The 25,170-nt window shown below is 55.6% G+C and carries 23 protein-coding genes; 6 read left to right on the forward strand and 17 right to left on the reverse strand.

Annotated features, from left to right (window positions below):
* Window position 1: 1 nt before the first annotated feature.
* From ulaC to ulaA, 3 genes are read right to left on the reverse strand one after another with little or no spacing between them, the layout of a single operon-like run.
* Window positions 2-469, reverse strand: coding sequence for a PTS ascorbate transporter subunit IIA (ulaC, locus tag KW829_RS18970; RefSeq protein WP_010427452.1), 468 nt, complete (start codon window positions 467-469; stop codon window positions 2-4).
* A 9-nt stretch (window positions 470-478) separates the two neighbouring features.
* Window positions 479-784 carry a PTS ascorbate transporter subunit IIB gene (gene ulaB / locus KW829_RS18975; protein ID WP_000218355.1) on the reverse strand — a complete coding sequence of 102 codons (306 nt, stop codon included), beginning with the start codon at window positions 782-784 and terminating at the stop codon, window positions 479-481.
* Between the two features lie 12 nt (window positions 785-796).
* Window positions 797-2,197 (reverse strand): PTS ascorbate transporter subunit IIC, encoded by a 1,401-nt coding sequence (ulaA, locus tag KW829_RS18980; RefSeq protein ID WP_089599122.1) that lies wholly within the window; start codon window positions 2,195-2,197, stop codon window positions 797-799.
* Window positions 2,198-2,555: 358 nt separating this feature from the next.
* Here ulaA and ulaG point away from each other — a divergent pair, with 358 nt between their 5' ends.
* Window positions 2,556-3,620, forward strand: coding sequence for an L-ascorbate 6-phosphate lactonase (gene ulaG, locus KW829_RS18985; protein ID WP_010427455.1), 1,065 nt, complete (start codon window positions 2,556-2,558; stop codon window positions 3,618-3,620).
* A gap of 110 nt (window positions 3,621-3,730) precedes the next feature.
* Entirely contained in the window at window positions 3,731-4,486 is a 756-nt protein-coding gene (gene ulaR / locus KW829_RS18990; RefSeq protein WP_042713424.1) for an HTH-type transcriptional regulator UlaR, read from the forward strand.
* Here the strand turns inward: ulaR and yjfP are convergent.
* Window positions 4,483-5,205 (reverse strand): esterase, encoded by a 723-nt coding sequence (gene yjfP, locus KW829_RS18995; RefSeq protein WP_218308824.1) that lies wholly within the window; start codon window positions 5,203-5,205, stop codon window positions 4,483-4,485. The two genes, ulaR and yjfP, sit on opposite strands and share 4 nt — an antisense overlap.
* Window positions 5,206-5,364: 159 nt before the next feature.
* Between yjfP and bsmA the strand changes: the two genes are divergently transcribed.
* The 3 genes from bsmA (at window position 5,365) to KW829_RS19010 (ending at window position 8,199) form a co-directional block, all read left to right on the forward strand.
* A complete protein-coding gene (gene bsmA / locus KW829_RS19000; protein ID WP_218308825.1) occupies window positions 5,365-5,673 on the forward strand; it encodes a biofilm peroxide resistance protein BsmA in 309 nt (102 codons plus the stop codon).
* Between the two features lie 148 nt (window positions 5,674-5,821).
* The gene (gene yjfN / locus KW829_RS19005; RefSeq protein WP_139157912.1) at window positions 5,822-6,097 is read left to right on the forward strand and encodes a DUF1471 family protease activator YjfN; all 276 of its coding nucleotides are present in this window, start codon (window positions 5,822-5,824) and stop codon (window positions 6,095-6,097) included.
* A gap of 170 nt (window positions 6,098-6,267) precedes the next feature.
* Entirely contained in the window at window positions 6,268-8,199 is a 1,932-nt protein-coding gene (locus KW829_RS19010; protein WP_214606019.1) for a methyl-accepting chemotaxis protein, read from the forward strand.
* On the opposite strand, the gene KW829_RS19015 is transcribed toward KW829_RS19010, so the two are convergent.
* A complete protein-coding gene (locus KW829_RS19015) occupies window positions 8,196-9,818 on the reverse strand; it encodes an isovaleryl-CoA dehydrogenase (RefSeq protein WP_214606020.1) in 1,623 nt (540 codons plus the stop codon). The two genes, KW829_RS19010 and KW829_RS19015, sit on opposite strands and share 4 nt — an antisense overlap.
* A gap of 193 nt (window positions 9,819-10,011) precedes the next feature.
* On the opposite strand from KW829_RS19015, the gene KW829_RS19020 reads away from it, so the two are divergent.
* Window positions 10,012-11,286, forward strand: a complete 1,275-nt coding sequence (locus KW829_RS19020; protein ID WP_218308826.1) for an MFS transporter — start codon at window positions 10,012-10,014, stop codon at window positions 11,284-11,286.
* Between the two features lie 90 nt (window positions 11,287-11,376).
* Here the strand turns inward: KW829_RS19020 and rlmB are convergent, their stop codons facing one another.
* The 12 genes from rlmB to amiB form a co-directional block, all read right to left on the reverse strand.
* On the reverse strand, window positions 11,377-12,111 hold the full coding sequence (gene rlmB / locus KW829_RS19025; protein WP_010427468.1) for a 23S rRNA (guanosine(2251)-2'-O)-methyltransferase RlmB: 735 nt from the start codon (window positions 12,109-12,111) through the stop codon (window positions 11,377-11,379).
* Window positions 12,112-12,176: 65 nt separating this feature from the next.
* Window positions 12,177-14,621 carry a ribonuclease R gene (gene rnr, locus KW829_RS19030; RefSeq protein ID WP_042713434.1) on the reverse strand — a complete coding sequence of 815 codons (2,445 nt, stop codon included), beginning with the start codon at window positions 14,619-14,621 and terminating at the stop codon, window positions 12,177-12,179.
* Window positions 14,622-14,659: 38 nt separating this feature from the next.
* Window positions 14,660-15,085 (reverse strand): nitric oxide-sensing transcriptional repressor NsrR, encoded by a 426-nt coding sequence (gene nsrR, locus KW829_RS19035; RefSeq protein ID WP_010427492.1) that lies wholly within the window; start codon window positions 15,083-15,085, stop codon window positions 14,660-14,662.
* 193 nt (window positions 15,086-15,278) lie between these two features.
* On the reverse strand, window positions 15,279-16,577 hold the full coding sequence (locus tag KW829_RS19040; RefSeq protein ID WP_042713442.1) for an adenylosuccinate synthase: 1,299 nt from the start codon (window positions 16,575-16,577) through the stop codon (window positions 15,279-15,281).
* 104 nt (window positions 16,578-16,681) lie between these two features.
* Window positions 16,682-16,879, reverse strand: coding sequence for a DUF2065 domain-containing protein (locus tag KW829_RS19045; RefSeq protein ID WP_010427497.1), 198 nt, complete (start codon window positions 16,877-16,879; stop codon window positions 16,682-16,684).
* 71 nt (window positions 16,880-16,950) lie between these two features.
* A complete protein-coding gene (hflC, locus tag KW829_RS19050) occupies window positions 16,951-17,955 on the reverse strand; it encodes a protease modulator HflC (protein ID WP_010427498.1) in 1,005 nt (334 codons plus the stop codon).
* Window positions 17,956-17,957: 2 nt separating this feature from the next.
* Window positions 17,958-19,217, reverse strand: coding sequence for an FtsH protease activity modulator HflK (gene hflK / locus KW829_RS19055; RefSeq protein ID WP_010427500.1), 1,260 nt, complete (start codon window positions 19,215-19,217; stop codon window positions 17,958-17,960).
* A gap of 56 nt (window positions 19,218-19,273) precedes the next feature.
* Window positions 19,274-20,554 carry a ribosome rescue GTPase HflX gene (gene hflX / locus KW829_RS19060; RefSeq protein ID WP_218308827.1) on the reverse strand — a complete coding sequence of 427 codons (1,281 nt, stop codon included), beginning with the start codon at window positions 20,552-20,554 and terminating at the stop codon, window positions 19,274-19,276.
* A gap of 74 nt (window positions 20,555-20,628) precedes the next feature.
* Entirely contained in the window at window positions 20,629-20,940 is a 312-nt protein-coding gene (hfq, locus tag KW829_RS19065) for an RNA chaperone Hfq (RefSeq protein WP_008502919.1), read from the reverse strand.
* Window positions 20,941-21,025: 85 nt separating this feature from the next.
* Complete coding sequence (gene miaA / locus KW829_RS19070) at window positions 21,026-21,976, reverse strand: tRNA (adenosine(37)-N6)-dimethylallyltransferase MiaA (protein WP_010427503.1); 951 nt, start codon at window positions 21,974-21,976, stop codon at window positions 21,026-21,028.
* Window positions 21,969-23,813 (reverse strand): DNA mismatch repair endonuclease MutL, encoded by a 1,845-nt coding sequence (gene mutL / locus KW829_RS19075; protein WP_120159571.1) that lies wholly within the window; start codon window positions 23,811-23,813, stop codon window positions 21,969-21,971. The genes miaA and mutL overlap by 8 nt, the downstream gene beginning before the upstream one ends.
* Before the next feature lie 9 nt (window positions 23,814-23,822).
* On the reverse strand, window positions 23,823-25,166 hold the full coding sequence (gene amiB, locus KW829_RS19080; RefSeq protein ID WP_100165638.1) for an N-acetylmuramoyl-L-alanine amidase AmiB: 1,344 nt from the start codon (window positions 25,164-25,166) through the stop codon (window positions 23,823-23,825).
* Window positions 25,167-25,170 lie beyond the last annotated feature (4 nt).

Here is a 25,170-nt window from a genome sequence, read left to right on the forward strand (position 1 = left end):
CTTAGACTGCCGCCGCAGTGGCGTTATCAATTAAATCCAGCACTTCCTGCTCGGTACGGCAGGCGCGTAAACGGTCAAAATTGGCTTCATCATCAAACAGATTGACGATCTGCATGATGCCCACCTCCTGGTGGGTGTTGGCATCCACGGCGGCCATGGTGATCAGGATGTCGACCGGGTCGTTATCTTCATGGTTAAACACCAGCGGCGTTTTCAGCGTCACAAGGGCAAAGCCGGTTTTTTTCACGCCCTCTTCAGGGCGGCCGTGCGGCATGGCCAGGCCTGGCGCAATCACAAAGTAAGGGCCGTGCTGCGCCACGCCATCAAGAATGGCCTGGTAGTAACGCGGCTCGACAACGTCAGCCTTAACCAGCAGATCCACGCTCAGCTTCACCGCCTCCTGCCAGGTGCTGGCCTCCGCCTGCAAAAGAATGGCGTTATTTTCTGCCAGCGAATCACGTAATTTCATGTTTCGTCCTTACTTCACGTCTTGAGGGAAGTGCTCTTTGATCACTTCCAGCAGTTTTGGGCCGAAATCCGCAGGCGACAGCATGTTGCGCACGCCCACCACATATTTGTTGCCCGTCACGGTGATCTCACCGGCGATGTGGGTAGAAGCGATGATGATGTCTGCGCCGTTCAGCTCACTTTTGTATTCGCCCACTGCGCAGCTGTTCACCGTGTGGTCGATGTTTGACTGGGTTAAAAACTGATCCACTTTCATCTTCATGATCATGGAGCTGCCTTGCCCATTGCCACATACAGCCAGGATACGTACGGTCATAATCGAAACTCCTTAATGAGCAGACACTTCTGCTGTTTGTTTTTCCGCATCTTCTTCAGCTCGCAGAGAACGGCCAGCGAAGAACATATAAGCCAGTGCAATCAGAATGATGACGGCCATAAAGACCAGTCCGACGGAGGCAAAGCCCTGCATCATCGGCGGCGCCAGAATTGACCAGTCAGCCATGCCCATCCAGGCGCTCATACCGGTAAGCTTGACCGCCCACACGCAACCGAAGATTTCAACCATGCCCATGACCAGACAGATCTTGAGCGCTGCGCGCCAGCCGCCGAAGTGGTTAGCAAACACGCCGATGGTGGCGTTGGAGAAGAACATCGGGATAAAGCCAGGAATAATCAGGATTGAAGAGCCGCAGCCGACCAGAATGCCTACCGCAATCAGCTGGCCGATGGTGCCCCACATAAAGCCCCAGACCACCGCATTTGGCGCAAAGCTATAGATAGCAGCACAGTCAATCGCCAGCACTGCGCCAGGGATCAGGCGTTGGGAGATACCGTTGAAGGCTTCCGACAGTTCGGCGACGAACATACGTACTCCCTGAGTGATGATGAAAATGGCCACCGCGAAGGAGAAGCCGGTCTGCAGGATATAGACCGTCCAGTGGGTTTTACCCGCCATCGCCTGAACGACGTCAATGCCGAAGGAGAGCAAAATGGCGCCGAAGAAGATGGTCATCACAATTGCCGTTGAAACGATGTTGTCGTGGAAGATATTCAGCCAGCCGGGCAGCTTGAGGTCTTCAACGCTCTCTTCTTTTTTGCCCAGGTACGGCGCAACTTTGTAAGCAATCCAGGAGGCGAACTGCTGCTGGTGACCGATGGAGAAGCCGCAGCCATCAGTCACTTCCTGGGTTGGCTTGTACATCATGTTGGAGGTGATACCCCAGTAGAGCGAAACCAGCACCGCGGTGCAGATAATCGTGGTCCACATTGGGTAGCCGAAGATATAGAAAGAAACCGCAATCAGCCCCGCCTGCTGGAACATGATGTGGCCGGTCAGCATGATGGTGCGAATGCCGGTAATGCGGCGCAGCAGAACGTAAATGATGTTCAGGGCCAGCGCGAGCAGAACCGCATACCCCACCCAGCTATAGGCATCCCCCATGCGTTCAATGGTCGCCATCATGGATGCGTAGGTATCAGAGATAGCGCCGTTAATGCCATACACTTCCGACATTTTGGCGACAACCGGCTTAAAGGTGCTGGTCAGAATGCCTGAACCCGCCTGCAGCAACATAAAACCAATAATGGTTTTGATGGTGCCTTTAATAATCACGCTGACGCTTTTTCGCAGCAGGATATAGCCCAGGCACGTCACGATACCCAGCAGCAGCGGGGCGTTGGTCATTACCTGATTAAAGAACACGGTAAAGACGTTGTAGAGGATCTCCATAACTCTCTCCAGAAATGAGAACACGAGGGGCAATCCCTGTGTGGTTGGTGCCATCACTCTAGTAATCACAAATAATCACCACAAGATTGGATTTGATTATTTGTGACGTATCACGCAAATTATTTCCATGGTGTTAGTAATGATTTTCACTACCGTACATGAAAAATAAATTAATCTTTATAATTCATGAAATTAATTATTAATACCGGATAATCTAACAAGTAAAAAGCGGATAATCCGTGAAGTCGAACAGATAAAATTCACCATTTTTACCATTGCAAAACGCGTCAAATGATGCCAGCATCAATCACAACAAATCACATTGTGATTACTTTTGATTAAACCAGGAGTCAAAACGATGAGTAAAGTGAACACCATCACCCGTGAATCATGGATTCTGAGCACCTTCCCGGAATGGGGTAGCTGGCTGAATGAAGAGATCGAGCAGGAACAGGTTGCTCCTGGCACATTTGCAATGTGGTGGCTGGGCTGTACTGGTATCTGGCTGAAATCAGAAGGTGGCGCCAATATCTGCGTCGATTTCTGGTGCGGCACCGGTAAACAGAGCCACGGCAACCCGCTGATGAAAAAAGGTCATCAGATGCAGCGCATGGCGGGCGTGGAAAAACTGCAGCCGAACCTGCGTACTACGCCGTTTGTGCTCGATCCGTTTGCAATTCGTCAGATCGACGCCGTTCTCTCTACCCATGATCATAACGATCATATCGACGTGAACGTGGCTGCAGCGGTGATGCAAAACTGCGCGGACGATGTGCCGTTCATTGGGCCGCAGACCTGCGTGGATCTGTGGATCGGTTGGGGCGTGCCGAAAGAGCGCTGCATCGTGATGAAACCGGGCGATGTAGTAAAAATTAAAGACATTGAAATCCACGCGCTGGATGCCTTTGACCGTACAGCATTGATCACCCTGCCCGCCGATCAGAAAGCAGCGGGCGTGCTGCCAGATGGTATGGACGAACGTGCGGTGAACTACCTGTTTAAAACCCCTGGCGGTTCTCTGTACCACAGCGGTGACTCCCACTACTCCAACTACTATGCGAAGCACGGTAACGAGCACCAGATCGACGTGGCGCTGGGCTCCTACGGTGAGAACCCGCGCGGCATCACCGACAAAATGACCAGCGCCGATATGCTGCGCATGGCGGAAGCGCTGAACACCAAAGTGGTTATTCCGTTCCACCATGATATCTGGTCAAACTTCCAGGCAGACCCGCAGGAAATCCGCGTGCTGTGGGAAATGAAAAAAGACCGCCTGAAGTATGGCTTCAAGCCGTTCATCTGGCAGGTCGGTGGCAAGTTCACCTGGCCACTGGACAAAGATAATCTGGAATATCACTACCCACGTGGTTTCGATGATTGCTTCACCATTGAGCCTGACCTACCGTTCAAGTCCTTCCTCTGAATGTGAAGTCAAATCGCCAGACCTTGTGTCTGGCGATGTCATATTTATTTTAGTAATTTCACGCTATTTCAAATATCATCTTTTCAAATCAATTCTTATCGGAATAGCTCATGACGGAAGCGCAACGACATCAAATTTTACTGGAACTCCTGGCGCAAACAGGGTTTATCACCGTTGAGAAAGTGATCGAACGATTAGGTATTTCTCCGGCAACCGCCCGACGGGACATCAACAAGCTGGATGAAAGTGGCAAACTGAAAAAAGTCCGTAACGGTGCGGAAGCCATTAGCCAGCAGCGTCCGCGCTGGACGCCGATGAACATTCATCAGGCGCAGAACCACGATGAAAAAGTGCGGATTGCAAGAGCAGCATCACAGCTGGTCAACCCTGGCGAAAGCGTCGTGATCAACTGCGGCTCCACGGCGTTTTTACTGGGGCGGGAGATGTGTGGCAAACCGGTGCAAATCATCACTAACTATTTGCCGCTGGCCAACTATCTCATTGACCAGGAGCATGAAAGCGTAGTGATCATGGGCGGTCAGTACAATAAGAGCCAGTCCATTACGCTCAGCCCACAGGACAGTGAAAATAGCCTCTACGCCGGACACTGGATGTTCACCAGCGGTAAAGGCCTGACTACAGATGGGCTGTATAAAACCGATATGCTGACCGCCATGGCGGAGCAAAACATGCTTAACGTGGTAGGCAAGCTTGTTGTGCTGGTCGACAGCAGCAAAGTGGGCGAGCGCGCAGGCATGTTGTTCAGCCGTGCCGAGCAAATCGACATGGTGATCACCGGTAAAAATGCCAACCCGGAGATCCTCCAGAAGCTGGAAGATCAAGGGGTCAAAATTCTTCGGGTTTAAAGGTGCTGGCGGAAAAAGCTCACCGTGGCATCCAGCGCCGTCGGCGTAATACGGTGACGAACGCCCGCCTCCCAAAGGCAGGTTAAATTGCCGTCCAGCCCTTCATTCTTTAACGACTGCTGTAAACGGAAAGTTCCGTCAGGCGGAACCACATCATCCGCATCGCCGTGCCACAGCAGCAGCGGGCGATTGGCAAGGTGCGGTAACGCATGGGTGACGTCCCACTCCGCCAGCGCCGCTTCGATATCTTCTGGGTTCTGCGAGGGAAACAGCGTCTTCGAGAGCGAAGTGAAGTAGCCCGACCCCATCAGACAAGCGACGGACTTCACCTCCGAATGATGCGTCATGATCCCCAGCGCCGTCATTCCCCCCATTGAAGCCCCAGCAACCGCCAGGCGATCGTTCTCCACCAGCCCGGCCTCAAAAAGCGCATCGCGCAGCCCTGCGAATTCCGTCAGGCTACCGTACAAGATTTGCCAGAACTGGCCGAGCCGCGCCTGCTCGTTGCCCGAAAATCGCGCGCCATGATCCGGAGCATCCGGCATAACAACGCGGAATCCAGCCTGCGCCAGCGCCACGGCAAAATAGCTATAAACCAGTTTTGACGAGGTAAACCCATGATAAAAAACCACAACTGGCAGCGGCTGCTCACTTTTTCCGGTGGGGAAAGCATGTAATATTTCGCGATCACCAAGGTGCCGCGTTTCGAGTTCAATCATTGTCGGTCCTGTACTGATGAATGATTCATAATGTTTGAGAGCTGGATTACGGTTTCTGGATATTTTCATTCGAAATCTTCGCCTCAGATAACACTTCGGGAACATTCCCCCAAAACTAAATTTGCAGGCAACTACACTAAGGCTATCAGGAAACGAGATATGGTTATGCGCAGGTTTGTTGCTTTATTGTTTGTGTTTCTGCTCAGTGGCTGTAGCGCGCTGCAGGGGACACCGCAACCCGCTCCGCCGGTCGCCGATCACCCGCAGGAAATTCGTCGTAATCAGACTGAAGGATTACAGCGAATGGGCACTGTCTCCGCGTTGGTTCGCGGTTCCCCGGATGACGCGGAAGCCTCTATTGAAGCACAAGCCGCAGCCGCCAAAGCAGATTATTACGTCATCATTATGATCGACGAAACCATCATTACGGGACAGTGGTACTCGCAGGCGATTTTGTACCGTAAGTAATGGCGATCATTTGAACGACATTTACACTGCTTTGCGTCCATAGACATTTTCCTGTCCACAATAAACTCCATGCCTGCACCAATGGAAGTGAGTTTATTTGCGAAGGATTGCCCGGCGGATACCGGAGACATGTGAAATGGAGCTGACGATGAAACGAACTCTTGCCTTGACCACACTGTTGCTCTCAGCAGGCCTTGTGAGCACAACCGCACAATCAGCTGAATTCGCCAGTGCTGATTGCGTGACTGGCCTGAATGAAATAGGCCAAATCTCCGTGAATAACATTTCGGGGAGCCCGCAAGACGTTGAACGTGTCGTTGCATTAAAAGCCGATGAACAAGGCGCTTCCTGGTATCGCATCATCCAGATGCAGGAAGATAACCATGTCGATCATTGGCGGGTGCAAGCCATCCTCTATGTTTAGCCCCTCCCGATAAAAGCCACTTAATTTTAGTGGCTTTTCGTTTTTGCAAATCTTTTATCTTTTTCAAAACCATCCAAAAACAAACAAATAACATTTTGTTACATTAATAGCATAAATGTTATCGCTGCTCTGCCGTTGAACAGGCATACCTTTTCAATGATGAGCAATTTATGATCAATTCTTTCCGCCGTGCGGGTCTGGGCACTAAGCTATCGCTGCTGACCGGTATGAGTGTCGCTATTCTGTTTCTGCTTTTCACTTTTCTGCTCAGCCATAAAGCCAGCCAGCAGCTTGAAGATCTTGCCGTCGAAGATTTGCATAACCAGTCCACCGGCATGGTCGATATGGTGCAGATGTTTAATACCAGTCTGAGCGAAGAGGTCGAAAGCTATACCCGACTGTTTACCACTTTCCTGCCTCAGCCATTTACGGTCGATACGAGTCAGACCCGTACCATTAGCGGGATCAATGTGCCTTTGCTGAAAGGCGGTGAATCTGAACTGCATGAAAACAATGCTTTTTCTGACGACTTTCTCAATCGTACGGGCGCAATCTCCACGCTGTTCGTTCGCAGCGGTAACGACTTTATTCGCGTTGCCACCTCTCTGCGCAAGGAGAATGGCGACCGGGCGATGGGAACCCTTCTGGATACCACCAGCCCGGCGTTTGCGGCCGTCACCAGGGGCGAGGTTTACCGTGGCCTGGCACTGCTGTTTGGTAAACGCTACATCACCCAGTACCAGCCGGTTAAGAATGGTGAAGGCCAGGTTATTGGGATCATCTTTGTTGGGGTAGATATCACACACTCATGGAACGTTATGCGAGAGAAAATCCTCAACCGTCGGCTGGGCGAGAGCGGGCACTTCTATGTGCTGGATCGCAGCAACGGTAAAACGCGCGGGCAGTTCCTGTTTCACGGCAGTGAAGAGGGGCAACTGCCGAAGTGGGACAGCGCCACCCAACAGCAACTGCTGAGCGATTCCTCCGGCACGCTGGAGCGCGTAAGTGACGACGGCCGCACGCTGAAAATAGCCTATACGCCGCTGCCGGGCTGGAACTGGACGATCGTGGGTGAAGTGGATAAATCGGTCCTTCTCGCAAGCGTCAACGCCATGCGTGACCGGTTCCTGCTGGCGGGCGTGGTGCTTTCCGTGCTCTTCGCGGGCCTGTTTGTGGTGCTCATTCGTCGGATGCTGACCCGCCCGCTGCGTAACGTGATCGAGCTGGCCCGCCAGTATGCCGCGGGTGATCTGCGCGCCAGCCTGCCCGTAACGCGTCAGGATGAGGTCGGCCAGCTGGTTGAGGCCATCAACGGTATTGGCGATGGGCTGCAAAAAATTGTCCTGCAGGTGCGTGAGGCCGCGGGCGAGATCCATTTGGGCACCAATGCGCTGGCTTCTGACACCGGAGAAATCTCGGAGCAGATCAACAAGCAGGCCAGCAGCGTGGAAGAGACTTCCGCCAGCATGGAGCAGCTGGCCGCCACCGTGCAGCAAAATGCCGCCAACATGGAGCAAACGCAGCAGCTGGTGGGTGAAACCTCGCTCGCGGTTCATCAGGGCGGCGAAACGGTCACCCACGCGGTGTCGACTATGGACGACATCCGCGATGCCTCTAAACGCATTGAGGACATTACCCGCGTGATTGAGTCCATCGCGTTCCAGACTAACATTCTGGCGCTGAATGCGGCGGTCGAAGCGGCTCGCGCGGGCGAACATGGCAAAGGCTTCGCCGTGGTGGCGCAGGAGGTTCGCGCCCTGGCGGCACGCAGTGCCAACGCGGTGAAGGAGATTGAACACCTGATTGGCGATACGCTGAACAAGGTAAGCGAAGGCCACGCGCTGTCAGAAAAGACGCGTCTGGCTATGGACGCCATCATTGTTCATATCGATAACATCAGCCAGCTGGTTACCGAGATCAACCACGCTTCCCGCGAACAATCCGCAGGGATTGGGCAGGTGAATCTTGCCATGACGCACATTGGCGAAGCGTCGCACATCAACGCCGACCGCGTCTCGCGCAGCGAGCAGACCGCACACACGCTGCGCGAGAAAGGCTCACACCTCACCCAACTGGTCAGCCTGTTCCAGCTAAAAGGCTAACCGACTCTGCCCGTGGCGCGCAGCAGCAGGTCATTTTGCACCTGCTCGCTCATTAGCGTTCCGCCACGGGAATCCAGCATCATGCGGCACCACGCCTGCGCCACGGGCGGTGAAGCGTGTCGCAGCATCTGGCTTCCGGCACCCAGTAAAAAGAGCTGTTGAGCAATCTCCCGGCCCTGTGCCTCCTGCGGCTTACGCAGTTTTTGCTGCAGCTGGCGCCAGCTGCGGTCGAAGTGTCTGTCCTGCCCTTTTACCTGCGCAAACTCGTCTGCAAGCAGATCGTGGGTCCCCGGCTGCTTCGCCAGCACGCGCAGCACGTCCAGGCACATGATATTGCCCGATCCTTCCCAGATGCTGTTGACCGGCATTTCACGGTACAGACGGGGAAGTTCGCTCTCTTCGCAATATCCGATCCCACCCAGCACTTCCATCGCCTCCGCGACAAATGGGATGCCCGCTTTACACACGCTAAATTTCGCCGCCGGAGTGAAGAGCCGCGCCCAGGCAGCTTCTTGCGGCTCGGCACGCTTGTCCCACGCGCGGGCCAGGCGGAACAGCAGCGCCGTGTGCCCCTCCAGCACCAGCGCCATCCGGCTTAACACCTCACGCATTATCGGCTGGTCAATAAGATTTTTACCGAAGGTTTGCCGCTGATGGGCATGATAAAGCGCCACCGACAGCGCCCGACGCATCAGTCCGTGGCTGCCCAGCGCGCAGTCGAAGCGCGTCAGACCGCCCATTTTGAGTATCTGCCGTACCCCTTCACCTTCTTCCCCCAACAGCCAGCCGGAGGCATCGAGGAATTCCGCCTCGCTGCTGGCGTTGGAGCGGTTCCCGAGCTTGTCCTTGAGGCGTTCCAGGCGGACGGCGTTGCGTTGTCCGTCGGGTAAAAAGCGCGGCACAAAAAAGCAGGATAGCCCGCCCTTAGCCTGGGCCAGCACCAGATGTGCATCGCTTTGCGGCACGGAGAAAAACCATTTATGCCCCACCAGCCGGTAGCTGCCGTCGCTGCATTTTTCCGCTTTGGTGGTATTGCTGAGCACGTCTGAGCCGCCCTGCTTTTCCGTCATCCCCATACCGATCAGCAGGCCGCGCTTTTGCGCGCCGGGGGCCAGATGCGGATCGTAGCGATCGCTGAGCAGCGGCGTGAGCCAGTCGTGAAATATTTTGGGGAGCGCCTGCTGCAGCAGCGGCGTGGCGGCGAATGTCATGGTGACAGGGCACAGCGTGCCGGCCTCCACCTGAGCATGAAGTACAAAGCGCGCGGCCCGAGCGACAAACGACCCTTTACGCGCCTCCTCTTCCCACGCCAGGTTATGCACGCGGTTGGCGCAAAGCCCCTGCATCAGCAGATGCCATGCCGGATGAAAACGCACGTCGTCCAGCCGCTCCCCCGTTGGGTCATAGCGTAACAGCTCGGGCGGGTTGACGTTTGCCAGCCTGCCAAGCTCCAGCGACTCCGCGGTACCTAATTGCTGCCCGATACTGGCGAGCAACTCAATATCCCACTCGGCGCCTTCACGCGTAACCGCATCGCGCAGGGCGCAGTCCGAGAGAAAAAGGTTGCTGTTGGAAAGCGGTGCCGGTTGATTGAAAACGGTGTGGGTCTGCCAGTGCATGCTGTCTTCCTCCTTCAGTGGCAATGACGGTAAGTATGGACAGACCGCGCGCACGCTGCATGGGAGGGGAATCACACGTTCACGATCCCGCTGATATCATTCGTGAAATAGCTCACATAACATAAGAATAAACTATTTCATCACTTCGCTTTTGTTGAATAATTTATTCTTACCCCTTTCAGTGAGGATCGTTATGCAACGGGACGCGCACAAGCGTGCATTAATTGCAGGCTCCATTGGCAACTTTATCGAGTGGTATGAGTTTGCGGTCTACGGTTTTCTGGCGACCGTTATCGCGAAAAACTTCTTCCAGCTTGAAGGAGAAGCGGGGCTTACCAGCCTGATCCTCACCTACGCCTCGTTTGCCATCGCCTTCTTCTTCCGCCCGCTGGGTGCGGTGGTGTTTGGCCGCATCGGCGACCGGATTGGCCGTAAGCCGACGCTAATCATTGTGCTGGTGCTGATGACGCTCGCTACCGCCGCCATCGGCATTGTGCCGGTCTACGCCAGCATCGGGATAGCCGCCCCGCTCATTATTACACTGCTTCGCATCCTGCAGGGACTGTTCGCGGGGGGCGAGTACGGCGGTGCGGTCTCGCTGATGACGGAGTTCGCCCCGCGCGGCAAGCGTGGACTCTATGGCGCGTGGCAGTCCTTTACCGTGGCGCTGGGGCTGCTGGCGGGGGCAGGCATCGTGGCGCTGCTCTCCGCCCTCCTCACGCCGGAAACCCTCCACGACTGGGGCTGGCGCATTCCGTTCTTCCTGGCGCTGCCTATGGGCGTCGTTGCGCTGTGGCTTCGAGTCAGCATGGAGGAGACACCCAGCTTTGTGCAGCAGCAGGATAAACCGGCTGTCGCTCAGGCGGATACTGCCGCCACGCTCCGGGCCATCATGATGGGGATTGGCCGCGTGATGGTCTGGTCTGCTGCGGGGTATACCTATCTGGTGATAATGCCGACCTATCTGCAGTCGGCGCTGCACACCGGGTTTAACCAGGCACTGCTGATAGCGGTGATTTCGAATATTGGGTTTGCGCTGACGATTATTCCGTCGGGGATCCTGAGCGACCGGATCGGGCGCCGCACGGTGATGATTATCGCCACCGCGCTTTTGCTGATCCTCGCCCTGCCGCTGCTGAAAATCCTGCAGGCGGAGTCGAGTACGCTGGCGGTGAAGGCTGTTGTGGTGTTGATTGCGGGTGGTCTGGTCGGGATGCTGGCAGGACCAGGCCCGGCAATGCTATCTGAGATGTTCCCGACACGCGTGCGCTATACAGGACTGGGGCTGGCCTACTCTTTGTCGAACGCGATTTTCTCGGGATGTGCAGGGCTGATTATTACCGGGCTGATTAAGCAAACGGGAAACCTGGATATTCCGGCGTATTACGTGATGGCGACGGCAGTGGTGAGTATCTTTGCGCTGATGACGCTGAGAAAGGATGACCATTTGCGGTCGCTGGAGGAGTGAGGTTGTCACCGTCTGGTGCCCTCACCCCGGCCCTCTCCCATCGGGAGAGGGAGAAAACATAAAAGGCCGCCCTGCGGACGGCCTTGCTGTTTATTCTCCCCGCTGACGCACCGCTTCAAACAGGCAGATACCCGTCGCAACGGACACATTCAGGGACGACACGCTGCCCGCCATCGGGATGCTGATAAGCTCGTCACAGTGCTCGCGCGTCAGACGACGCATCCCTTCGCCTTCCGCCCCCATCACCAGAGCCAGACGGCCGGTCATTTTGCTCTGGTACAGAGTATGGTCCGCTTCACCGGCGGTACCGACGATCCAGATATTCTCTTCCTGCAGCAGACGCATGGTACGCGCCAGGTTGGTCACGCGGATCAGCGGAACGTTTTCCGCCGCGCCGCAGGCCACTTTCTTCGCCGTCGCGTTCAGCTGCGCGGAGCGATCTTTCGGTACAATCACCGCGTGTACGCCCGCCGCATCGGCACTACGCAGGCAGGCACCGAGGTTGTGCGGATCGGTAACGCCATCGAGGATCAGGAAGAACGGGTTATCCAGTTCGGCAATCAGATCCGGCAGATCGTTTTCCTGATACTGACGGCCCGGCTTCACACGCGCAATAATGCCCTGGTGCACCGCACCTTCACTTTTCTCATCCAGGAACTGGCGGTTCGCCAGCTGGATCACCACGCCCTGCGCTTCCAGCGCGTGGATCAGCGGCATCAGACGCTTATCTTCACGCCCTTTCAGAATAAAGACTTCCTGAAAACGCTCCGGTGCGCGCTCGAGAAGGGCCTGCACCGCGTGGATGCCGTAAATCATTTCACTCATTGATGATTCTCGTAATAAGTATTTCCCCTCCCCCGTTGGGGAGAGGGTCAGGGTGAGGGGAGAATTTACTCCGCCTGCTTTTTCTTGGCCGCACGCTTCGCTTTGGTCGCGGCAGCTATTTTCTGCGTTTTAGCGGAAGGTTTTTTCGCTGAGCGAGCTTCTTTCTTCGCTGCCTTCGGCTTCTGTTTCTTCTCGCCGCGGAATGCGCTGTCCGGCTCGAAGTTTACCTTCTTGCCCGCCTGACGACGTTTACCGCCGCCCGGTTTACCATTACCGCCTTTTTTCGCTTTCTCACGCTCGGTTTTGCCGACGTTACGCGGCGCACGCTCGCTGGAGATCAGGCTGAAGTCGATTTTACGGTCGTCCATATTCACGGCTTCCACCTTCACTTCCACACGGTCGCCCAGACGGTAGGTCTGGCCGCCAGACTCGCCGATCAGGCGCTGTCCGACCTGGTCAAAGCGGTAGTAGTCGTTATCCAGGCTGGAGACGTGCACCAGACCGTCAATAAACAGCTCGTCCAGACGAACGAAGAAACCAAAGCCGGTCACGCTGGCAATCACGCCTTTGAAAACGTTGCCTACCTGATCCAGCATAAAGTCACACTTCAGCCAGTCCGCCACGTCGCGGGTTGCTTCATCGGCACGACGTTCGGCCATAGAGCAGTGCTGGCCCAGCTGCAGCATCTCTTCCATCGAATAATGGTAGCCGCCGGTTTCGGTGGTGTTCCCTTTGTGGCCCTGCTCCTGCGCCAGCAGATACTTGATCGCACGGTGCAGGGAAAGGTCAGGATAACGACGGATCGGCGACGTGAAGTGGGCGTAAGACTGCAGCGCCAGACCGAAGTGGCCGCGGTTTTCCGGATCGTAGATCGCCTGCTTCATGGAGCGCAGCAGCATGGTCTGCAGCATTTCTGCATCAGGACGATCGCCGATGGATTCCAGCAGCTCGGCGTAATCGCGCGGCTCTGGCTTGTTGCCACCCGGCAGCTCCAGGCCCAGTTCAGCCAGCACGGAGCGGAATGAGGTAATGGCTTCCGTGGTCGGCTTATCGTGAATACGGAACAGCGCTGGCTCTTTGGCTTTCTCAACGAAACGTGCCGCCGAGATGTTCGCCAGGATCATACACTCCTCGATCAGCTTGTGCGCGTCGTTACGCTGGGTCTGCTCAATACGCTCAATGCGGCGTTCGGCGTTGAAGATGAATTTCGCTTCTTCGCTCTCAAACGAGATCCCGCCGCGCTCTTCGCGCGCCTGTTCCAGCGTTTTGTAGAGGTTATGCAGCTCTTCGATATGTTTGACCAGCGGTGCATACTGCTCGCGCAGATCCTGGTCGCCCTGCAGCATATGCCAGACCTTGGTATAGGTCAGACGCGCGTGCGAGCTCATCACCGCTTCGTAGAATTTGAAGCCGGTTAAGCGCCCTTTGGTAGAGATGGTCATCTCGCAGACCATGCAAAGACGGTCAACCTGCGGGTTCAGGGAGCACAAACCGTTAGAGAGCACTTCCGGCAGCATCGGCACAACCTGAGACGGGAAGTAGACCGACGTACCGCGGCTGCGCGCTTCGTTATCCAGCGGCGTATGCGGACGGACATAATAGCTTACGTCAGCGATAGCAACCCACAGACGCCAGCCGCCACCGCGTTTTTTCTCACAGTAAACGGCGTCATCAAAGTCGCGGGCGTCTTCGCCATCAATAGTGACCAGCGGCAGGGAGCGCAGATCCACGCGGCCCACCTTAGACTCTTCCGGCACTTCTTCGCGCAGGCTTTCGATCTGATCTTCAACCGCTTTCGGCCAGACGTAAGGGATCTCATGGGTACGCAGCGCCATATCAACGGCCATCGTGGTGCCCATGTTATCGCCCAGCACTTCGACGATTTTACCTACGGCTTTGGTGCGACGGGTTGGGCGCTGGGTGAGTTCTACCACCACCACAAAGCCCATGCGTGCGCCCATCACCTCTTCAGGTGGGATCAGAATGTCGAAGCTCAGGCGGCTGTCGTCCGGTACCACAAAGCCCACGCCCGCGTCGGTAAAGTAGCGGCCAACAATCTGGCTGGTTTTTGGCACCAGCACACGCACCACGCGCGCTTCGCGGCGGCCTTTACGGTCCGCGCCCAGCGGTTGCGCCAGGATCTGATCGCCGTGGATACACATCTTCATCTGCTCAGATGAGAGGTACAGATCGTCTTTGCGGCCTTCCACGCGCAGGAAGCCGAAGCCATCGCGGTGACCAATGACGGTCCCTTTCAGCAGATCGAGGCGTTCTGGCAGCGCGTAGCACTGGCGGCGGGTAAAGACCAGTTGCCCGTCACGCTCCATCGCGCGCAGGCGGCGGCGAAGGGCTTCAATTTGCTCTTCACCTTCAATGTTTAATTCAACGGCAAGTTCTTCACGATTGGCGGGTTTTTCGCGTTTTGTTAAGTGTTCAATGATGAACTCGCGGCTAGGGATAGGATTCGCGTATTTTTCGGCTTCGCGTTCCTGGAAAGGATCATGTGACATGTCGGTTCCTCCGTTGTCAGCTCCGGTGGAAATTTTCTTCATTCCACCAGCAATAATTTATAAAGCGGTTGATTCTCTTCAACCAAATCGGCCAGCGTGTAGTTATCCAGTTCCATGAGAAAACTTTGCACGGCCTTAGAAAGCGCCTGTTTCAGGCGGCAAGCGGGGGTAATGTGGCAGAACTCGCTGCTGCAGTTCACCAGAGACAACGGCTCCAGTTCACGTACCACATCCCCAACGCGAATACTCTGTGCCGGTTTACCGAGACGGATCCCACCATTCTTCCCGCGGACGGCAGCAACGTATCCGGCACGGCTAAGTTGATTGATTATTTTGACCATATGATTACGGGATACACCATAGACCTCTGTTACCTCAGAGATGCTGGTCATCTTTCCGTCGGGTAACGACGCCATGTAAATCAGGGCGCGTAAGCCGTAATCGGTGAAACTCGTTAACTGCACATCAACCTCAGGGAAAAAGGGAAAACGCGGTGAAACCGCAGAGATATTCATTAATGATGATAAACCAGCCAGATAGTTAGGGGCTAATTTATTTGACAGACGGGGCGAAAAAGCGGAGATCCAGGAGCGGTCGCCGGATGGCGCTACGCTTATCCGGCCTACGGGTCTCCCCGCAGGCCAGCAGTCACGAAGATTATGCGTCGAACGGGTCGCGCAGGATCATCGTTTCAGTACGATCCGGGCCGGTAGAAATAATATCGATCGGCACTTCGGTCAGTTCTTCAATACGCTTGATGTAATCCAGCGCCGCCTGCGGCAGGCCGCTACGCTCTTTCACACCGAAAGTGGTCTCAGACCAGCCCGGCATGGTTTCGTAGATTGGCTCGATGCCTTCCCAGTCGTCAGCAGCCAGCGGAGTGGTGGTCACTTCGCGGCCATCTGGCATACGGTAGCCAACGCAGATTTTCACTTCTTTCAGGCCGTCCAGTACGTCCAGCTTGGTCAGGCAGAAGCCAGACAGGGAGTTGATCTGCACTGCACGACGCACTGCGACCGCATCCAGCCAGCCGGTACGACGACGACGACCGGTGGTCGCGCCAAACTCGTTACCCTGCTTGCACAGGAACTCGCCGGTTTCATCAAACAGCTCGGTCGGGAATGGACCGGCACCCACGCGAGTGGAGTACGCTTTGATGATACCCAGAACGTAATCCACATAGCGTGGACCCAGGCCAGAGCCGGTTGCTACGCCACCTGCGGTGGTGTTAGAGGAGGTTACGTACGGATAGGTACCGTGGTCGATGTCCAGCAGCGTACCCTGCGCACCTTCGAACATGACGAAATCGCCACGCTTGCGCGCCTGGTCCAGCAGATCGGACACATCCACAACCATACCGGTCAGAATATCAGCCACCGCCATGACGTCATCCAGCACTTTCTGGTAGTCAACAGCGTCAGCTTTGTAGAAATTCACCAGCTGGAAGTTGTGATATTCCATCACTTCCTTCAGTTTTTCAGCGAAGGTCGCTTTGTCGAAGAGATCGCCCACGCGCAGACCGCGACGTGCAACTTTATCTTCGTAAGCCGGGCCGATACCACGACCGGTGGTACCGATCGCTTTCGCGCCACGCGCTTTTTCACGCGCAACGTCCAGCGCCACATGATAATCCAGGATCAGCGGGCAGGCTTCAGAGAGCAGCAGACGCTCACGAACAGGGATACCACGGTCTTCCAGACCTTTCATCTCTTTCATCAGCGCAGCAGGAGACAGCACAACGCCGTTACCGATGATGCTGGTGACGTTTTCGCGAAGAATGCCTGATGGAATAAGATGGAGGACGGTTTTTTCACCGTTGATTACGAGAGTATGGCCTGCGTTGTGACCGCCCTGGTAGCGTACAACATATTTAGCCCGTTCAGTCAGAAGATCAACAATCTTCCCTTTACCTTCGTCACCCCATTGGGTGCCCAGTACGACGACGTTGTTACCCATTTTTTTCAAAATCACCGTTTGCTTAAAAATGGATTCTACCATCGCTTTTTCAGATATACAGCACTTTTTGACCTCAAAATACGCCGATTGCGCCTACTTTTTGATCAGCCAATCGTTTTCTTCAACATGTAGTAGATAACGATACCCGCAACCACAAGACCGCCGCCAAAACGACGCAAAATATTATCCGGCAGTTGGCTCATCGTCGCGATCATTCGACGCCAGGCGCGCGGATAAAGCATCGGTCCAAGACCTTCAAGCACCAAAACCAGGGCCAGCGCGAGCCAGATCGTTGAATTCATTTTTAGTCCTTATAAAAGAAAACCACCGCTCCGTTGAGAGCGGTGGTTTGAATACTCAAACGGACCTGAGTTTATCGCGTTGCGTTAGTCGGCGTCTTCATATAACGGAAGAAATCGCTGTCCGGGCTGAGCACCATCACATCCTGGTTGCTCTGGAAGCTATTCTCGTAAGCACGCAGGCTACGGATAAAGGCATAGAAGTCTGGATCCTGACTGAAGGCATCAGCAAACAGCTTCGCCGCTTCGGCATCGCCTTCACCGCGCAGGATACGACCCTGACGTTCAGACTCTGCGAGCGTCTTGGTCACTTCGTAGTCCGCAGCGGCACGCAGCTTCTCAGCCTCTTCCTGACCCTGTGAACGGTGACGACGGGCTACCGCTTCACGCTCGGCGCGCATACGGTTGTAGATCGCCTCGGACACTTCCGCTGGCAGGTTGATTTGCTTGATACGCACGTCAACGACTTCGATACCCAGCGCGGCCATACTGTTCGGGTTGATCACCGGCACTTTACCGTTGGTTTCAGCCTGAACGCGTTCAGCGGCTTTAGCAATCGCGTCATCCGCTGCTGGCGTTTCCACTTCGTCTTCCGTGCCCGCTGTACCGGAGTTCAGCGCATCACGTACTTCCAGCGTCAGACGGCCGCGGGAGTCGGTCACGATGTCTTTCACATCCAGACGACCGATCTCAGAACGCAGACGGTCAGAGAACTTACGCTTCAGCAGCACTTCTGCCTGAGAAACATCGCCACCGCCCGTTGCCAGGAAGTAACGGCTGAAGTCGCTGATACGCCATTTGATGTAGGAATCAACGATCAGGTCTTTCTTCTCTTTGGTCACGAAACGGTCGGCCTGGTTATCCATGGTCTGGATACGCGCATCAAGCGTTTTCACTGACTGAATGAAAGGCACCTTGAAGTGCAGACCCGGTTCGTAAATCACCGGGCGTTTGTCACCATCACGCACGACGCTGCTGAACTGGAATTTGATCCCACGCTCGCCTTCTTTCACCACAAAGATCGAGGTATACAGCACGACCAGTACGATGACGATGATCGCAATAACTGACTTACGCATCCTTATTCCCCCTGACGCTGGTAGTCGTTACGCTGCGCGTTAGCACGGCGTTGGTCCATAATGTCACCATCGTTCGAAGAAGGCGTTGTGTTCGCGCTGGCGTTGCCTGAAGAGGCTGGTGGCAGACGCAGCAGGTTATTCGCACCGCTGGTGTCTTTCGCAGCCGGTGCAGAACCGCCTTTCAGCATCTGATCCAGCGGCAGGACCATCAGGTTTCCGCCTTTGCTGTCGTTAACCAACACTTTGCGGGTGTGGCTCAGCACTTTTTCCATGGTCTCGATATACAGACGCTCGCGGGTAATCTCCGGTGCCGCTTTATACTCCGGCAGGATCTTCGCGAAGCGAGCCACTTCACCCTGTGCTTCCAGGATGGTCTGAGTCTTATACGCGCGTGCTTCTTCCAGAATACGCTGCGCCTGACCGTTAGCACGCGGCTGAACTTCGTTGGTGTACGCTTCAGCTTCACGGATGTACTGCTGTTCGTTTTCACGTGCAGCAATCGCATCGTCAAATGCGGCTTTCACCTCTTCCGGCGGACGCGCAGCCTGGAAGTTGACGTCCAGCAGGGTGATACCCATGTTGTATGGACGAATGGTCTCTTCCAGCTCGCGCTGGGTATCGCTACGAATAACGGTACGGCCTTCGGTCAGAATGCGGTCCATGGTGTACTTGCCGATCACGCCACGCAGGGCGCTGTCGGTCGCCTGACGCAGGCTGTCATCGGCGCTGGTCACGCTAAACAGATAACGCTCAGGATCGGTTACGCGGTACTGCACGTTCATCTCAACGCGCACGACGTTCTCGTCAGAGGTCAGCATCACGCCAGATGCCGCCAGTTCACGGACGGACTCCACGTTAACCGCGGTGACGTTGTCAACGAAGGTCGGTTTCCAGTTCAGGCCAGGTTCAACCAGATGGCTGAACTTACCGAAACGAGTGACCACGCCGCGTTCAGCTTCTTTAATGGTGTAGAACCCGCTGGCTGCCCAGATGATTACCACCGCAGCGGCCACAATGCCCACTACGCGGCCACCCATTGGCGGGCGCGGACTCTGAGTGGAATTACCACCCGAGCCAGAACCTTTTCCTCCGCCAAGGCCACCGAGCTTTTTGCTCAGCTTGCGGAAGATATCATCCAGATCCGGCGGCCCCTGCTCGCGACCACCTTTGTTGCCATTTCCCCCAGAGTTGCCGCCTTGATTATTGCTGCTTCCCCACGGGTCGCGGTCTTGTCCGTTATTACCGGGCTGATTCCACGCCATGTATATGCTCCATATTTGTTATGCAAGGGCGAATTATTCAGGCTTCCCCTTTCTGATCAGACGATATAGTCCGCCAGCGCAGGTTCTTGTTTACAGAGGCGACGCCAGTCAACGATCGGCATACGCACCTGCATCCCCACGCTGCCGTCATCCTCCATCCACTCTTTTTCTATCGCCTGAAGCTGATAAAACCGGCTGCGCAGCCTGCCTTCCTGTGGCGGCAATCGCAGCGTGTGCTGGGCGACCTCACCGGAAAGACGTTCTGTCAAAGCCTGGAAAAGCAGTAGCACACCGATACCGGTCTGGGCAGAAAGCCAGACCCGAATCGGTTTGTTCTCTTCATCTCTGTCGATACGCGGTTCGAAATCGTCCAGCATATCGATCTTGTTCATCACCAACAGCGTTGGGATTTCGTGGGCGTCGATCTCTTCGAGCACCACGTTCACCGCGTCGATGTTCTCCTGAACGCGCACGTCTGCCGCATCAATCACGTGCAGCAGCAGGGTCGCCTGTCGCGTCTCCTGCAACGTCGCTTTAAACGCCGCCACCAGGTCATGCGGCAAATGACGGATAAACCCTACGGTATCCGCCAGCACCGTCTCACCGACGTCAGCAACGTCAATACGGCGCAGCGTCGGGTCCAGGGTCGCAAACAGCTGGTCTGCGGCATAAACCTGGGCCTCGGTGATCTGGTTAAACAGGGTGGATTTACCGGCGTTGGTATACCCCACCAGCGACACCGTCGGGATATCGGCTTTCGTTCGCGCCCGACGTCCCTGCTCACGCTGTTTCTCAACTCTTTCCAGACGTGAGAGGATCTGGGTAATACGGCCACGCAGCAAACGACGGTCGGTTTCGAGCTGGGTTTCACCCGGGCCGCGCAAACCAATCCCGCCTTTTTGTCTTTCAAGGTGTGTCCAGCCACGCACAAGACGCGTTGCCAGATGGCGCAACTGCGCCAGTTCAACCTGCAGCTTACCTTCGTGGGTACGCGCACGCTGAGCAAAAATATCTAAAATCAATCCCGTGCGATCGATAACACGGCATTCGCAAAGGGCTTCCAGGTTGCGCTCCTGGGCTGGAGACAGCGCATGATCAAACAACACGACTGACGCGCCGGTTGCTTTTACGGCATCCGCAATTTCGACTGCTTTACCTTCACCAACAAAATACTTTGGGTGCGGCGCTTTACGGCTACCGGTAATCACCTGCATTGCTTCGACACCGGCAGAAGAGACCAGAGATTCAAACTCCTGGAGGTCTTCCATATCTTTGTCTTGCGAAAAATAGATGTGTACCAGCACCGCCTGCTCACCGGCATCATAACGGTCAAACAAGCGTAAACCTCTCTAAAAAGATCAGCGGGGAACGCAGGATCCCTGGCTCCCCGTGTGGATAACAGTGCGAAACCTTATTCGGTCTCGTCGCTGTCCTGCGCAGGCGTTGAAGAACCCTGCGCGTTGCTGCCATGATGGTAGTTACTACCAGTGCCGCCGCCAGCGTTATTGCTGTGATGAGATACCGGACGGGACGGAACAACAGTAGAAATAGCGTGCTTGTAGACCATCTGACTGACCGTGTTTTTCAACAGAATCACGAACTGATCGAAAGACTCAATCTGACCTTGCAGCTTAATACCATTCACCAAATAAATAGAAACTGGAACACGTTCCCGACGCAATGCGTTCAGGAACGGATCTTGTAAAGATTGCCCCTTAGCCATTCTATCTTTTCCTTATATGCTTGTTTTGTACTTAGAACCTTGCGATTCTGAAAAATTGCGCACGATACGTCTCAATTGTACACATTCAGTCAGCGATATCACCAACAACCTCAATCACTTCGTTTAGCGCCTGTTGCGGCTTTTCACTGTCTAACCAGTGAACGCCCTCCCAACCGCGCAACCAGGTGATCTGGCGCTTCGCTAACTGCCTCGTGGCGCAAACACCTCGATAAACCATTTCATCGTATGAAATCTCACCTTCAAGATACGACCACATCTGGCGGTATCCCACACAACGAACGGAAGGCATATCCGTATGCAAATCTCCACGGGCAAATAGCGCCCGCACTTCTGCTTCAAAATCTGAAGCCAACATCTGATGAAAACGCTGCTCAATTCGTTGATGGAGCAGTTCACGGCTCGCCGGGGCGATGGCGAACTGATGCACCTGATACGGCAGAGCGTCTCCTGACGTTTGCGTCAGTTCCGTTAAAGTTTTACCCGAAATGAAAAAAACTTCCAGTGCCCGGGAAAGCCTTTGCGGATCATTCGGATGGATTCGCGCTGCAGCAACCGGGTCAATCTCAGCCAGTTGCTGGTGCAAAACGTCCCATCCCTGCTCTGCCGCCTGCTGTTCAATCCTGGCTCGTACGTCCGGATCTGCCGATGGCAGAGGCGATAACCCCTCCAGCAGCGCCTTGAAGTAGAGCATGGTTCCGCCAACCAGTAGCGGTATTCGTCCCGCAGCGGTAATGTCGGCCATCTCGGCTAAGGCATCGCGGCGAAAGTCTGCTGCGGAGTACGCCTGAGCCGGGTCGAGAATATCCAGCAAGCGGTGCGGTGCCGCGCGCAGTTCGTCTGCGTCTGGCTTCGCCGTGCCGATGTCCATTCCTCGATAAATGAGGGCGGAATCGACGCTAATCAACTCTACAGGCAAAACTTTACGTAACTCAATGGCTAACGCTGTTTTACCGGAGGCCGTAGGGCCCATTAAAAAAATCGCCTTAGGCAGGCTCGCCTTACTTACGTCAATCATGTCTCAGGGCGGTCATCGCCGTTTTTAAATCAACAGGTTGTAATAATCCACCCGGCGGCGTTTTCACCAGATGTGGGCAAAGGCGTTCAACCTCTGCCAACACGGTAATCGCCTGCGCCATACTCCACGGTGAGTGTTCGCTGGCCAGATGGCGAGCGATCCACTGCGCGGTGTTGGCGGCATCAAACGACGTTTGCTGCGCCAGGTAGCCTATCAGTTCAGGAATCAAGTTTTGTAAATTTTGTTGGCGTAAGGGTAAAGGCACTGCGCGAATTGTCACATGCTGCGCTTCAAGCACGATTTCTATGCCCATTTCGGCAAGAAGCGCCTGTGCCCGCTGCAAAATCCCTGTTTCTTCAGGGGTTATTTTTAACCGGACCGGGATCAGCAACGGCTGTGCACAGGCGGCGTTTTCCCCCGGCGTCAGCTGCGCCTGTTTAAGCCAGCGTTCCGCCACCGGCAACGCCAGTAGCATCAGTTTCCCCTCGCGTTCGAGCAATGCCATATCCGGAGCAACAATCGTCAGTACACGACCAAAGCTCTGGCTATGCCCGTCCAGTGAAGGTTGCGACACCTCGATATGCTCTTTACGTTCCACCGCGGGCGTATCAAGCAGTTTGCGGTACAACGCCCCCTGCTGCTTCTGATAACCCGGCTGAGCGTTGGGGTAGTTCGCCCCCGTAGGGCGAGGCGCGCTGCCCGCCGCTGAGAAACGCGGAGCCGACGGTTCGCGGGCAGCGGCGGGTTCAGCAAAGTGGTTGCGGCCTGCCGCCACCCGGTTTTCCGGCAGCGGACGCGGTGCCGGGGCGTCGTTTTCCAGCGGCAGCGTTGGCTCCGCCTGCTGCTGCAATACCGTGACAACACCCTGATAAATAAAGTCATGAACCAGACGTGACTGGTGGAAGCGCACCTCATGCTTCGCAGGATGGACGTTCACATCCACCTGATGGGGGTCGATCTCCAGATAAAGCACAAACGCGGGCTGTTGATCCGCGCCGAGTTTGTCTTCACAGGCCTGACGAATGGCGTGGTTGATCAGGCGGTCGCGCATCATGCGGCCATTCACGTAGCAGTATTGGATCTCAGCAAAGGCGGCGCTGCTCGCGTTCGGATCGGCCACCCAGCCGCGCAGCGCCAGATCGCCATGCTGCCATTCTATCGCCAGCGCTTTTTCAAGGAACGGCGTGCCGCAGATAGCCCCTAACCGGCGCTCCTTCTGCCCACCTTCCGCCACCGCACGATACTGACGCATCACCTTGCCGTTATGGCTGAGGTTGATGGTGACATCGAATCGCGCCAGCGCGATGCGGCGAATGATCTCATCGATGTGTCCGAATTCGGTCTTCTCGGTACGCATGAACTTGCGTCGGGCTGGGGTGTTATAGAACAGGTCCAGCACTTCAAGCGTGGTGCCGACAGGGTGCGCCGCAGGTTTGACCGTGACGTCCATATCGCGCCCTTCAGCGTAGGCCTGCCAGGCCTCCTGCTGTTCCGCAGTACGGGAGGTCAGGGTTAAGCGGGATACGGAACTGATGCTCGCCAGCGCTTCGCCGCGAAAACCAAGGCTGATAATGGCTTCCAGATCGTCCAGAGAGGCAATTTTACTGGTGGCATGACGCGCCAGCGCCAGCGCCAGCTCGTCTTTTTTGATGCCACAGCCGTTGTCACGAATACGAATAAGCTTTGCGCCGCCGCGTTCGATATCAATATCAATGCGGGTTGCCCCCGCATCGAGGCTGTTTTCCACCAGCTCCTTCACCACCGACGCAGGGCGCTCCACCACCTCACCGGCGGCGATTTGGTTCGCGAGCTGCGGCGGTAGAACCTGAATCGGCATGAATTCTCCTTAATTTGTGGCGGTCATCTCACCCGGCAGCGCGGCACTGGCCGTCTGGCCTGCACCGCTTTGCGGCGCTGACTGAAGCGGATGGGCTTCAAAATATTTACGCAGACCGTTATAAATCGCTTCGGCAATCTGCTGCTGGTAACTGTCGCTTCCCAGCAGGCGCTCTTCACCGTTGTTGCTGATAAAGCCCGTTTCCACGAGGATCGATGGAATATCCGGCGAACGCAGAACACCCAGGCTCGCATGCTCCGGACGGCGCTTGTGCAATGCCCCGATGCCCTGCAGCTGGTTCAGTACGTTTGTCGCGACATCATACCCGACGCGCTGGGAATGACCGAACTGTAAATCCAGCACCGCCTGGCTGAGATACGGGTCAGACTGGCTGTTAGCCAGCACATCACCCGCACCGCCTAACAGTTCAGACTGTTTCTCGTGCTCTTCAAGCCAGTTTGCCATTTCACTGTTGGCGCGACGGTTCGACAGCACCCAAACAGAGGCGCCGGTCGCGCTACGATTCGGCGCGGCATCCGCATGAATGGAAACCAGGAAGTTTGCGTTTTGCTTACGCGCCACGTCCGAGCGTCCCATTACGGAGATAAAATAGTCGCCGTCGCGAGTGAGCACGCCTTTAAACATCGGATCGTCGTTTAACAGCGTCCTGAGCTTGCGGGCTACCGCGATTGTCACGTTTTTCTCCCGCGTACCGCCCGGGCCAATTGCGCCTGGATCCTGCCCGCCGTGACCTGCATCGATGGCGATGATCACTTTGTCACCGCTGACCGCCGCGCGTCGTGCGCTGGCCGCCGGACGCGTCACCGTATTACTGCTGGTTGCCGCTGTGATGCGATCGTTTTGCGACTTAAACGGATTACGGGCAGGTTCAGACGGACGCGGGGTATACACAGGTTCTTCCACGCGCTTCGCCACCACCGGTGCAGGCGGTGGAGGTGGCGGCGGTGCGTCGGCATTGATGGTAAAGACCACCGTATAGTTCGCCCCGTTTTGCTGCTTCACCGCCTTCGTTTTACCCTTTTCGGTCAGATCCACAACCAGGCGTAACGACTGGCTATCCTGCGGCGTTCCCGAACGGATACTTTTCACCAGGTTGTTACCGCTGAACCGCAGCGGTAATCCCTGGATCACGCCCGTTTGTTTGATATCCAGCGCCACACTGTGGCTGTCTGGCTGAGAAAACGCATATTCTGGGTCGCCCATAAAGCTAAACGTGATCCGGGCCTGATTTTCCCCGTTCGACACCTGAATATCTGAGAGGCTCGCCGCCCCGGCCTGCGCGCACAGCAGCACCGTGGCAGCCAACAACCAACCTTTAACGCGATTTTTCATCCCG

Source organism: Enterobacter sp. ENT02 (genome assembly GCF_019219165.1).
In the GTDB taxonomy this organism is placed as follows: domain Bacteria; phylum Pseudomonadota; class Gammaproteobacteria; order Enterobacterales; family Enterobacteriaceae; genus Enterobacter; species Enterobacter mori.

Bases quoted from the DNA above. Each gene is read 5' to 3' on its own strand.
- ulaC (WP_010427452.1), bottom strand. From the start codon at position 469: ATGAAATTACGTGATTCGCTGGCAGAAAATAACGCCATTCTTTTGCAG.
- ulaB (WP_000218355.1), bottom strand. From the start codon at position 784: ATGACCGTACGTATCCTGGCTGTATGTGGCAATGGGCAAGGCAGCTCC.
- ulaA (WP_089599122.1), bottom strand. From the start codon at position 2,197: ATGGAGATCCTCTACAACGTCTTTACCGTGTTCTTTAATCAGGTAATG.
- ulaG (WP_010427455.1), top strand. From the start codon at position 2,556: ATGAGTAAAGTGAACACCATCACCCGTGAATCATGGATTCTGAGCACC.
- ulaR (WP_042713424.1), top strand. From the start codon at position 3,731: ATGACGGAAGCGCAACGACATCAAATTTTACTGGAACTCCTGGCGCAA.
- yjfP (WP_218308824.1), bottom strand. From the start codon at position 5,205: ATGATTGAACTCGAAACGCGGCACCTTGGTGATCGCGAAATATTACAT.
- bsmA (WP_218308825.1), top strand. From the start codon at position 5,365: ATGGTTATGCGCAGGTTTGTTGCTTTATTGTTTGTGTTTCTGCTCAGT.
- yjfN (WP_139157912.1), top strand. From the start codon at position 5,822: ATGAAACGAACTCTTGCCTTGACCACACTGTTGCTCTCAGCAGGCCTT.
- KW829_RS19010 (WP_214606019.1), top strand. From the start codon at position 6,268: ATGATCAATTCTTTCCGCCGTGCGGGTCTGGGCACTAAGCTATCGCTG.
- KW829_RS19015 (WP_214606020.1), bottom strand. From the start codon at position 9,818: ATGCACTGGCAGACCCACACCGTTTTCAATCAACCGGCACCGCTTTCC.
- KW829_RS19020 (WP_218308826.1), top strand. From the start codon at position 10,012: ATGCAACGGGACGCGCACAAGCGTGCATTAATTGCAGGCTCCATTGGC.
- rlmB (WP_010427468.1), bottom strand. From the start codon at position 12,111: ATGAGTGAAATGATTTACGGCATCCACGCGGTGCAGGCCCTTCTCGAG.
- rnr (WP_042713434.1), bottom strand. From the start codon at position 14,621: ATGTCACATGATCCTTTCCAGGAACGCGAAGCCGAAAAATACGCGAAT.
- KW829_RS19040 (WP_042713442.1), bottom strand. From the start codon at position 16,577: ATGGGTAACAACGTCGTCGTACTGGGCACCCAATGGGGTGACGAAGGT.
- KW829_RS19045 (WP_010427497.1), bottom strand. From the start codon at position 16,879: ATGAATTCAACGATCTGGCTCGCGCTGGCCCTGGTTTTGGTGCTTGAA.
- hflC (WP_010427498.1), bottom strand. From the start codon at position 17,955: ATGCGTAAGTCAGTTATTGCGATCATCGTCATCGTACTGGTCGTGCTG.
- hflK (WP_010427500.1), bottom strand. From the start codon at position 19,217: ATGGCGTGGAATCAGCCCGGTAATAACGGACAAGACCGCGACCCGTGG.
- hfq (WP_008502919.1), bottom strand. From the start codon at position 20,940: ATGGCTAAGGGGCAATCTTTACAAGATCCGTTCCTGAACGCATTGCGT.
- miaA (WP_010427503.1), bottom strand. From the start codon at position 21,976: ATGATTGACGTAAGTAAGGCGAGCCTGCCTAAGGCGATTTTTTTAATG.
- mutL (WP_120159571.1), bottom strand. From the start codon at position 23,813: ATGCCGATTCAGGTTCTACCGCCGCAGCTCGCGAACCAAATCGCCGCC.
- amiB (WP_100165638.1), bottom strand. From the start codon at position 25,166: ATGAAAAATCGCGTTAAAGGTTGGTTGTTGGCTGCCACGGTGCTGCTG.